We start from the raw sequence: 9,782 nt of genomic DNA, 5'->3' as shown, positions 1-9,782 counted from the left end.
GGCCTGGGCGCAGCCCAACCGCGCTTCGCTCCTTCTCGCAACCAGCTTTTCCGGTTGCGAGAAGGAGCGAAGGGTGGTTGCCTCCGGCAGGCCGTGCGGGGAACGAACCGACGCCCTTCCACCCCCGGGGGCCTGCCCGCCGGCGAGGCGCTTTTGATCTTGAGAGCGCGCCAGCGCGTCACGCTTGAGAGCGCGAAGCGCGCCCAAGGAAGCGAAGCGCCAAAAAACGAAGTTGCCGAGAAGGCGAGAAGTCAAGAAGATGGCGAACGTGCAGCAGTGAGAAGGAGAGCACGGGAGAGGACGGGCGAGCGCCTGTCCTGCTCAGCGTGCCGACCAGCGGAACGGTGACCATCACCGGTTCCCACAACGCGACGTGAGGTGTTCCGTCGCGTCCTCCTGCGCATCCTTGGAGTTCGCCTCAGCATGTCTGGATTTCGCGCGCCCTCAGAAGCTCACAGCGTCGATCGCAAGGCCCTGTGGGTGGTTCGGGAGTTGGGGTTGCCCACCATCGTCAAGACGTGCATGACGTGTCGGTGCACGCGGCACCATCCCACCGACAAGTTTCGCGTCAACGCCAGCGGCAAGTTGCTCGACGTCTGGATGCTCGTCGGCTGCGAGAAGTGCGATCGGACGACGAAGATCCCGCTGCACGAACGGATCCACGTGCAGGCGTTGGCGCACGACCGGTTGGTCGCCTACGAGGACAACGATCCCGCCATGGTGCGGCGGCTCCTCCATGAAGCCCCCGCGGGTGGGCCCGGTTACCGGCTCGACTGGACCGGCACGTGGGAGTTGGACATCGACATGCCGTTCTACGAGGTCGAACGGGAGGACGCGCCGCCGTTGGAGGTGCTGGTCCGGTTCGAGGTGCCTGCGCCTGTTCGGGTGGAGAACCTGCTCACCGCCGGGCTCAAGCTGAGCCGGTCGGCCGTGCGCGGGATGGCCTGTGCCGGGCGCATTCGGTTGCCCTCGGCGGTGGACGCGAAGGTGCGGGCGGACTTCACCTTCTTCGTCCTCCCGGGCTCACCCGCTCGTCATTAGGAACGTCTGCTCGGGCGGTTCCACCACGGCGGGGCGGGTCGGCAGGGGAGCGGCCCAGGCGGGTTGCCACTTCCTGCGCCGACCCCGTCGGCGGACCACCACCAGCAAGACCACGACCACCACGGCGGCCAGGGCGGTCGCGGCGCCCAACCTTGCCGCGTCGCCCGTGGTCGCCAGCCACGCCGCCTGGTCCAAGGCGGCCTGGTCGGGAGGTGCGGGCACGTGGGGAGGCAGGGCGGCGGGACGGGCCGGGTCCAGGCCGTCGGTGACGGCGCGGTACGGGTCCACCAGGCCCGCGCCGTACGCGGGGCTGCCCCGACCGCCGCGGGCCGGGTTCGCCGTGGCCAGGAGTCGTTGCGCCACTTGCGCGGCAGTCAAGTCCGGCCACGCGGAGCGGACCAGGGCCGCGGTGGCCGAGACGAACGGCACGGCGAAGCTCGTACCGTCCACATAGGAATGTCCATCGATCCGGGTGGGGGCCACGACCTGGCTTCCCGGGGCCACCAGGTCCACGTACGCGCCGACCTGCGAACCGGTGAACCGCGCGCCGTCGATGTCGATCGCGCCGACGCCCAGGACACCGTCGTAACCGGCCGGGAAAGACGGCAGTTCGGTCGTCTCGTCACGCTGGCCGTTGCCGGCGGCGGCGACCACCAAGGCGTCCTTGCCCACCGCGTACGCCACGGCCTCGCGCACCACGGGGTTGTCGTCGAACCCCGCCAACGACAGGTTCACGACCTTCGCGCCCATGTCCGCGGCGTACCGGATGCCGTCGGCCAGCACGCGCGGGTCGATGCGCAGGGACTCGCCCCGGTCGCCGACGTCGCGTTCGCTGACCCGGACCGGCAGGATCTCCGCGTCCGGCGCGATGCCGTGGAAACCGATGCCCGCCAACGGGTCCGCGGCGATGATCCCCGCCACCCCGGTGCCGTGGGACACGCAGTCGAACGCCCCCGACCGCTCGCCGCGCACGAAGTCGCGGCCCTCCCGCACCTTGCCGGGTCGGGCCAGCTGGGGGTGGTCGGGATCGACCCCGGAGTCCACGACGGCGACCAGCACGCCCGCGCCCCGGCTGCGCGGCCACACCCGCCGGGGGTCGAGGACCTGTTGCGCCCACGGCTGTTCGCGCACCCGCTGGTGCGCCGGCTCGGCGTTGTGGCACGCGCCGGCGGGCGGCGCCGCGGTCGCGGAGCCGCCGATGACGTGCAGCGCCACCACGGCCAGCACGGCCGCGAGCGCGGGGGTCCCGTGTCGTTTCATCGCGCCCATCGTCGGGCGCGGGGCACGGCGGGAGCGGCGGCTGTCCGCAAGAGGACAGCCCGTACGGTGGTCGCATGCCGACACGGGTGTGGGTGGGGGTCTCGGTCGCGGTGGCGGTGCTCGTGGCGGCCGTGCTGATCGGGGTTCGGTTGTCGGAGCCCGAGCTGATCCCCGTCGACGTGGTGTCGGGGGACGTGACGATCGTCGGGTCGCTGGCCGTCGAGCCCGCCGAACCGGTCCAGGGGAACACCGTGGTCGTCAAGGCCACCATCAGCGCGGACCGGGCGGTGACCCTGGCCAAGGTCGTCGTGCGGGTGAAGGACGACAAGGGCGCGGCCCGGGACTTCCCCGCGCTGGAGGACGTCCGGCTGGACACCACGCCCCGCACGGTCGAGGCGCAGCGCCGGTTCGCCTCCCGGGGCACGTTCACCTACTACCTGGCCTACGAGCGGGACGGCGCGTGGGTCAGCCTCCCGCCGTGGCGGCAGTTCACGGTGCGCTGACCGGCAGGCTCAGCTCGAAGATCGCGCCGCCCTCGTCGGCGTTGTAGACCGCCAGCCGGCCGCCGTGCGCCTGCGCGACCCACCGCACGATCGACAACCCCAGCCCCGACGACCCGCCGGTGCTGGAGAACCGGTCGAACGCGTCCTCCGCCAGGGCCGCGTCGATGCCCGGCCCGTGGTCGGCCACGGTGACGGTGCCGCCGGCGACGGTGATGTGCACGATCGCCTCCTCGCCCGGCCGCCGCCCGTAGCGCATGGCGTTGTCCAGGAGGTTCCCGATCGCGCGTTGCAGCAGCGCCGGGTCGGCCTCGACCTTGGTCGGCGCGGCGGTGACGGTGACCTGCGCGCCCTCGGTCGGGGTCTCCTCGACCACGCCGACGACCAGCTGGTCCAGCCACACCGGTTGGATGGCCAGTTGCTCGACCCCGGCGGCCAGGCGGGCGCGCACCAGCAGGCCGTCGATGATGCCGCCCATCCGCGCGGCCAGCCGGACCGTGCGGGGCAGCAGGTCGGCGCGTTGGGTCGGGTTGTCCAGGGCGGTCTCGGCCAGCGCGCGCAGGGCGGCGACGGGGGTGCGCAGGTCGTGCGCGGTCTCGGCGAGCAGGACCTCCTGCTGGTGCAGCGCGGCGGCGGCGGGGCGGATGGCCCGGCCGGACAGCACGTGCCCGGCCACGCCCAGCCCGCCGACCAGGACCAGGCACCCGCCGACGACGAGCAGCAGCAGCCGGTTGTGCTCGGCCTGGCGCGGCCGGGTGTCCACGACCGCGACCACCGCGCCGATGTACTCGCGGTCGGTGTTGAGCAGCGGTTCCGCCCGTACCCGGACCAGCTCGCCACCGCTGCCGCGCTGGTAGCCGGCGACCACCCCGCCGCCGCGCACGGCGCTGGTCGCCAACGAGCTGAGCACGGCGTTGTCCACCGGCACGCACACCCGCTTCGACACGTGCGCCTGGAACGCCGGCGCGCCGCCGGGCAGGATCGCGAACTGCGGGCACGACCCGTTCAGCTCGTCCACGTTGACCAGGTGGAAGTTCACCGCCCGGTCGAACACCACGAGCCGGCTCACGGCCGTGGTCACCCGGGCCAGCTCGGCGTCCAGGTCGGCCTCGCCCTGCTCGGCGTCGTCGCGCACCACCCACCAGGCGAACGCGACCAGCGCGATCGTGTTGGTCACGGTGAACACGGCGGTCAGCACCCAGCGCAGCCTGCGCAGCCGGTCGGCCGCCGACCCGGTCACGACGTCCCCAGCAGGTAACCGCGCCCGCGCACGGTGTGGATCAGCTCGGGCTCCCGGAGCTTGCGCCGCAGCCGCTTCACCACGACGTCGACCACGTTCGACATGGGGTCGGTCGCGGAGTCCCAGCAGTGTTCGATCAGCTCCGCGCGCTCCACCGCCAGCCCCGCGCGGGTCAGCAGGTGCTCCAGCACGGCGAACTCCTTGTCCGACAGGGTCAGCAGCACCCCGCCGCGCCGCACCTCGCGCCGCGCGCAGTCCATCTCCAGGTCGGCGTGCCGCAGCACGGACGGCCGCGCGCCCGACCGGCGGCACAGGTTGCCCACGCGCACCGCCAGTTCCGCCACGGAGAACGGTTTGACCAGGTAGTCGTCACCGCCGTGCTCGAACCCGGCGACCCGGTCGGCGAGGGCGTCGCGGGCGGTCAGGAACAGCACGGGCACGCTCCACCCGGCGAGCCGGCGGGCGCGGACGTAGTCGAGGGAGTCGCCGTCGGGCAGCATCCGGTCGAACACGACGCAGGCGAAGTCGGCGGCGCGCAGCGCCCGGTCGGCGGCGGCGATGTCCGGGGCGGCCTCCACGCGCAACCCCTCGGCGCGCAGTGCCGCCGACACCGCCACCCGCAGGTCCTCGTCGTCCTCGACGACCATCACCCGTGTCATCGAAACCTCATGTGTGCCGGTGCATGGTTGGCGCGTGGTTCGGCGTTCACGACGTAGCCGCCGGCTCGAACGCTAGTGCGCCGGCGAGCATAAACCACGGGGTCGGCCCGATCTGGCAGGAACCGGACGCGGCCGGTGGTGCGTCCACAGTGGACGGTTGGCAGGGGGAGGAGTGCGGAGGTGGCTGTCATGAACACCCGGTTGAGCCTGGTCGGGGGCACGGCGCGGGACGTCGGCGTGGACGCGGTCCTGGCGTCGGCGACGCGCGAGGTGCTGGTGCTGAGCACCGACGGGTCGGTGGGCCTGTTCGGTCGGGTGGACCGGGACAACCTGCGGCGCGGCGTGCGGTACCGGGTGCTGGTGCCGGACTCGGCGCGGCTGTCGGGCGGGGTCGCGGGCCTGGCGGCGGCGGGCGCGGAGGTGCGCACGGAGGCGGCGGTGCCGATGGACGCGCTGGTCGTGGACGGGACGACGGCGTTGCTGCCGGGGCCGCGGGCGGGCATGGCGGCGTTCCGGCTGCCGAGCGTGGTGGCGGCGACGACGGCGTTGTTCGACCGGATGTGGCCGGTGGCGGTGCCGCTGGCGCCGGTGGAGGCGGCGGAGCACCGCGAGGCGCTGAGCCCGCGCGAGCGCGACCTGCTGGCGCTGCTGTGGTCGGGGGCCACCGACGACTCGGCGGCGGCGCGGCTGGGGATCTCCGTGCGGACGGTGCGGCGGATGGTGTCGGACATCATGAACCGGCTGGGGGCGCGGAGCCGGTTCCAGGCCGGTGCCAAGGCCGCCGACCGGGGTTGGCTGATGGACCGCGCGAGCTGACTCGTCGGACCCCGGGGTGGTGCCGCCCGCGGGGTCCGCCGCTTGGCGTGCGCACTAACGTGCGTGCGGTGCGGGTGCTGATCACCGAGGACGACGAGAACCTCAGGGTGGCGTTGGAAGGGGCCTTGCGGGGGGCCGGGTTCGCGGTGGACACCGCCGCCGACCTGCCGTTCGCCGACGAGGCGTTGTTCGTCAACTCCTACGACTGCGTGGTGTTCGACCGCATGCTGCCCTCCGGCGACAGCCTGCTCTACGTGCGGGCGCGGCGGGCCCAGGGGTGGTCGGTGCCGGTGTTGTTCCTCACCGCTCGGGACACCGAGGCCGACCGGGTCGCCGGGTTGCGGGTCGGCGGCGGGGACTACCTGGTCAAGCCCTTCGCGATGCCCGAACTGGTGGCGCGCGTGCGGAACCTGTGCCGGGTGGGGCTCGTCGGGCCGCCCTCGGTGTTGCGGTGCGCGGACGTCGAGCTGGACCCGGGGCGGCACCGGGTGACCCGGGGCGGGGTGCTGTTGACGCTGGCTCTCAAGGAGTTCCTGGTGTTGCGGCGGTTGATGGCCACGCCGGGGGTGGCGGTGGCGCGGCAGGAGCTGTTGTCGGCGGGGGGCTGGGACGAGGTGGCCGACCCCGCGTCGAACGTCCTCGACGTCGTGGTCGCCGCCCTGCGCCGCAAGCTGCACGACCCGCCGCTGATCCACACCGTGCGCGGCGTCGGGTACCTGATCAGCGGGTGACGCCCAGCGGCAGGGTCGCGGCGAGGCCGTCGCGGTGCCGGCCGTCGAGGCGTTCCAGGACGATGCCGCGCTCCTTGGCCAGCCGGGCCACCTGGTGGGCCGCGCCGTCGAGGGCGCGCGGGTCGGCGGCGGCCACCCGGACCACGGCTTCCGTGCCCTGACCCGTCCGGGCCGTGACGGACACCGTCACCGCCGCCTGGGGCACAGCCGTGAGCAGCCACCGCAGCAGTTGCGGCGCGACGGACGGCGGCAGGCGGTCCCACCCGGCCAACCGGAACGCGGCCTGCGCCACCGGCCCGCTCCACCACAGCCGCCACTGCTCCCGCACCCGCGTGCGACCGCCGGTGAGGTGCGCCAGCGCGGACACCGTCGCGACCGTCTCGGCCGCGCCCAGGGCGTGCACCTCCACGCCGTCGCGGCGCAGCTTGCGGCGGACCCGGCGGACGGCGTTGCCCAGCGCCCGGCGGACGTCGTCCTCGTGGTGCGCCTCGACCGTGCGCAGGGCCTGCAACGCGACCCACACCCGCGGCGGCCGGGAGCGGTCGGTGCCGGCGTGGTGGACGAACCGGACCGCGAACTCCTCGCCGGTGTCCGGCAGCAGGGCCTCGGGGCTCGGGACGGCCTTGGTCAGGTCGCGCCGCGCCGACGGCCGGAGCACCGCCGTGACGCCGGGGGCGGCGCTGACCAGGAACACCTGCTCGTCGCCGAGGTCGGTCTCGACGCCGGTCGCGCCGGGGACGAGCAGCTCGATCAACGCCCGGCCCGGTTCCGGGTGGCCGGGCTCCCGGTGGAGGGAGCGGCGCAGGAACGCCAGGCCCAGCGCGGCCCACTCCCACAGCCAGCGGCCACGGCGGCGGACGGCGGTCAGCACGACGACGGCCGACGCCGCGACCACGACCGCGGTGAACACGGGCCACGGCCGGTCGAGCACCGCCATCACCGCGACGACGGCGAGTTGCCAGCAGAGCAGTTGGGGCGGGCGCAGCGGGCCCAGCGCACGGCGGGAGCGCGGGGGCGGGGGGACCGGCGTGACCGGCGGCAGCGCGACCGAGAAGGTCCCCCGCGCTCGGGATGGGGGCGGAGCCGGTGGCGCCCACGCGGGTGACCAGGGCGGTGGGCTCACGCCGTCGACGTGCACGACGACCGGTCCGCCAACAGGGGGTGGCGCGGGCTGGGGCCCGCCGGGACTCGTCACAGGTCCGCACTGTCCGCGCCGCCGCATGAGTTTTCGATGACAGGACCGCGGGTTCGGCCGGTTCCGGTCATCCGGTCCGATCGTTCACCCACCCGGTGCTACCGTCCCGGATTATGATCCCCATTCGGATGACGGTCGTAATCCCAACCGTTCGGGGAGAGGTTCGGAGAGGCGCCGCGTGACATGAAGACGTCCAGCGTGACGCGCACCCGCGCGATGATCGCCGTGCTGGTGGCGGCCTGTGTCGGGATCGTCGGCGTCGCCGCGGCCGGCCAGACCCCCGTCGCGCCCGGCCTCCAGTTCTTCCAGGTGGGCCACTGGGTCTACAACGCGGCGTTCCAGACCGCGTTCCACGTCGACGGCTCCACCAACCAGGTCGACGCGCGGGTCGCGCTGCCCGGTGTCGAGCCGGGCGCGCAGGTGGCGCAGGGAGAGCGCTCCGGGTACGTCGTCGAGCGCTCGCGCATCACCATGTTCGACAAGTCCACGCTCAGCGTCGAGAACGCCCAGACGCCGCCCGCCGCCGAGGTCCCCGTGGTGCTGGAGGTCGCCGGCGGCCCGTACCTGGTCTACCGCAACGCGGGCCAGGTCGTGCGGCTGGGCGACCCGGCCGCGACGGTGCCCGCGGGCGGTCCGGTGTCCGAGCCGGCGGTGACCGGGGACGGCAGCGTGTGGCTGCACCGCGTGGATTCCGGCGCGCTGTGCGAACTGCCGCGCGAGGCCGCCGTGCTGACGTGCCCCGCGCAGGTCGAGCCGGGGCACACCGGCGCGCTGACCGTCGTGGACGACCGCCCCGTGCTGGTGGACACCACCGCGGACACGTTGCGCACCTTCGACCGGGACGGCTTCGGCCCGTCCGTGCCGCTGGGCGTGGACCTGCCGGCCGCCGCCCAGGTCGCGAGCACCACCGCCGACGGGCGGCTGGCCGTGGTGGACCCGGACCGCGCCCGCCTGCACCTGATCGACACCGCCGGCCTGGACAAGCGCCCGGTCGCCAAGCCGGTCGAGGTGGAGTTGCCGGGCAACGGCCGCTACTCCGGCCCGGTCGCGACCGCGCGCGTGGTCACCCTGGTCGACCAGACCCGCAACGAAGTCCTCACCTACGACAGCAGGGGTGCCCGCAAGAGCGTCACGAAGGTGCCCGGCAAGGCCGGCGCGCCCCGGCTCGCGCGCGGCGAGGACGACCGCGTCTACGTGGAGAACCAGGACGGCTCGCAGGTCCTGGTGGTCGACGGCGAGAAGGGCTCGGTGGTCACCGTGGACGTCGGCAAGGCCGCCGACGACCGGTCCGGCGAACGCCCCACCGGGTCCACGACCACCACCCCGTCCACCACCGAGCCGACCCCGACCACCACCACGACACCGCCCACCGAGGACCGCCGGGTCACCTCCCGGCTCACCCCGCCGGTCGCCCGGGCCACCGCGCCCGGCGCACCCGGTGACGTCGGCGCGGAGGCGGGCGACGCGAGCGCGGTGGTCCGCTGGGACCCGGCCCCGCCCAACGGCGCGCCGGTCACCGCGTACCACGTGTCGTGGAACGGCGGCGGCACCACCGTCGGCGGCGGCACGCACAGCGCCCGCCTCGAAGGCCTGACCAACGGCGTGGCGCACGTGTTCACCGTCGTGGCCGAGAACGAGGCCGGGCGCGGGCCGGGCGCCAGTTCCGGCAGCGTCGTGCCGCTGGGCGTGGCGAGCGCGCCGGACGTCACCGCGACGACGACCTTCGGCGGCTCGACGGTCACCTGGACCCAGCCGGACCTGCGCGGCGGCACGCTCGTGCACTACCTGGTGCAGTTGCCCGGCCAACCCGACCGCCAGGTCACCGGCACCACCACCGACTACACCAGCTTCACCGGCGCGCTGGGCAGCCTGGTCACCGTCCGCGCGATCACCCGCTACGGCCCGCCCGGGTCGCCGACCAGCACGGGCCACCCCGGCACCGCCGTCGTGCCGACGCTGATGGGGTTGCCGGTGGTGAAGTTCGTCGGGGTGCGCTGGTCGGGGGCAAACCGCGCCGTCGCGACCGTGGACGTCAACAACAGCGGTGTGCCCACGACGTGCGAGCTGAGCTCGTTCAACCTGGAGGGCCGTCCGCCGGTGAAGGTGGCGTGCGGCGGGGTGCAGGAGATCGCCATCGACATCCCCGGCGTCGAGCCGGGCAGCTCGGTGGACCTGACGCTGTCCGCGAGCAACGCCAACGGCAACGCGCAGCCGACCACGTGGCGCGGGGTCCCGGCGGCCGGCGGCGGGGGCGGCGCGCGCCGCCCCGGCACGTCCGGCGGCATGGCTGCCCGGTGAGCGGGCGGCGGTACGAGCGGCAGGGCCGCGCGGTGAACGGGC

General features: G+C 74.2%; 9 protein-coding genes. 5 read left to right on the top strand and 4 right to left on the bottom strand.

The genetic code is table 11. The annotated features are described in order from the left end of the window. Nucleotides 1-498: 498 nt before the first annotated feature. A complete protein-coding gene (locus tag AB0A74_RS18180; RefSeq protein WP_358250766.1) occupies nucleotides 499-1,041 on the top strand; it encodes a DUF1062 domain-containing protein in 543 nt (180 codons plus the stop codon). Here AB0A74_RS18180 and mycP read toward each other — a convergent pair. Further along, a complete protein-coding gene (mycP, locus tag AB0A74_RS18175) occupies nucleotides 1,024-2,301 on the bottom strand; it encodes a type VII secretion-associated serine protease mycosin (RefSeq protein WP_358250764.1) in 1,278 nt (425 codons plus the stop codon). The two genes, AB0A74_RS18180 and mycP, sit on opposite strands and share 18 nt — an antisense overlap. Before the next feature lie 74 nt (nucleotides 2,302-2,375). Here mycP and AB0A74_RS18170 point away from each other — a divergent pair, with 74 nt between their 5' ends. Beyond that, complete coding sequence (locus tag AB0A74_RS18170) at nucleotides 2,376-2,804, top strand: hypothetical protein (RefSeq protein WP_358250762.1); 429 nt, start codon at nucleotides 2,376-2,378, stop codon at nucleotides 2,802-2,804. On the opposite strand, the gene AB0A74_RS18165 is transcribed toward AB0A74_RS18170, so the two are convergent. Beyond that, complete coding sequence (locus AB0A74_RS18165) at nucleotides 2,791-4,041, bottom strand: HAMP domain-containing sensor histidine kinase (protein WP_358250760.1); 1,251 nt, start codon at nucleotides 4,039-4,041, stop codon at nucleotides 2,791-2,793. The two genes, AB0A74_RS18170 and AB0A74_RS18165, sit on opposite strands and share 14 nt — an antisense overlap. Further along, entirely contained in the window at nucleotides 4,038-4,700 is a 663-nt protein-coding gene (locus AB0A74_RS18160; protein ID WP_358250758.1) for a response regulator transcription factor, read from the bottom strand. Before AB0A74_RS18160 ends, AB0A74_RS18165 begins: the two co-directional genes overlap by 4 nt. 189 nt (nucleotides 4,701-4,889) lie before the next feature. On the opposite strand from AB0A74_RS18160, the gene AB0A74_RS18155 reads away from it, so the two are divergent. Together AB0A74_RS18155 and AB0A74_RS18150 are read left to right on the top strand one after the other, a co-directional pair. Next, nucleotides 4,890-5,516 carry a helix-turn-helix transcriptional regulator gene (locus AB0A74_RS18155; RefSeq protein WP_358250756.1) on the top strand — a complete coding sequence of 209 codons (627 nt, stop codon included), beginning with the start codon at nucleotides 4,890-4,892 and terminating at the stop codon, nucleotides 5,514-5,516. A 68-nt stretch (nucleotides 5,517-5,584) separates the two neighbouring features. Beyond that, nucleotides 5,585-6,247 carry a response regulator transcription factor gene (locus AB0A74_RS18150; RefSeq protein WP_358250754.1) on the top strand — a complete coding sequence of 221 codons (663 nt, stop codon included), beginning with the start codon at nucleotides 5,585-5,587 and terminating at the stop codon, nucleotides 6,245-6,247. Here AB0A74_RS18150 and AB0A74_RS18145 read toward each other — a convergent pair. Beyond that, nucleotides 6,237-7,184, bottom strand: a complete 948-nt coding sequence (locus AB0A74_RS18145; RefSeq protein ID WP_358250752.1) for a type VII secretion protein EccE — start codon at nucleotides 7,182-7,184, stop codon at nucleotides 6,237-6,239. The genes AB0A74_RS18150 and AB0A74_RS18145 overlap by 11 nt on opposite strands. A gap of 441 nt (nucleotides 7,185-7,625) precedes the next feature. Here AB0A74_RS18145 and AB0A74_RS18140 point away from each other — a divergent pair, with 441 nt between their 5' ends. Beyond that, a complete protein-coding gene (locus AB0A74_RS18140) occupies nucleotides 7,626-9,740 on the top strand; it encodes a fibronectin type III domain-containing protein (RefSeq protein ID WP_358250750.1) in 2,115 nt (704 codons plus the stop codon). The last annotated feature ends 42 nt before the right edge of the window (nucleotides 9,741-9,782 follow it).

This window comes from Saccharothrix sp. NPDC042600 (assembly GCF_040647305.1).
Lineage (GTDB): Bacteria > Actinomycetota > Actinomycetes > Mycobacteriales > Pseudonocardiaceae > Actinosynnema > Actinosynnema mutabilis.
This window is presented reverse-complemented; position numbering and strand designations above follow the sequence as displayed.

Coding starts and splice junctions, on each gene's coding strand:
- mycP (WP_358250764.1), bottom strand. CDS start 2,301: ATGAAACGACACGGGACCCCCGCGCTCGCGGCCGTGCTGGCCGTGGTG.
- AB0A74_RS18170 (WP_358250762.1), top strand. CDS start 2,376: ATGCCGACACGGGTGTGGGTGGGGGTCTCGGTCGCGGTGGCGGTGCTC.
- AB0A74_RS18160 (WP_358250758.1), bottom strand. CDS start 4,700: ATGACACGGGTGATGGTCGTCGAGGACGACGAGGACCTGCGGGTGGCG.
- AB0A74_RS18155 (WP_358250756.1), top strand. CDS start 4,890: ATGAACACCCGGTTGAGCCTGGTCGGGGGCACGGCGCGGGACGTCGGC.
- AB0A74_RS18145 (WP_358250752.1), bottom strand. CDS start 7,184: ATGGCGGTGCTCGACCGGCCGTGGCCCGTGTTCACCGCGGTCGTGGTC.
- AB0A74_RS18140 (WP_358250750.1), top strand. CDS start 7,626: ATGAAGACGTCCAGCGTGACGCGCACCCGCGCGATGATCGCCGTGCTG.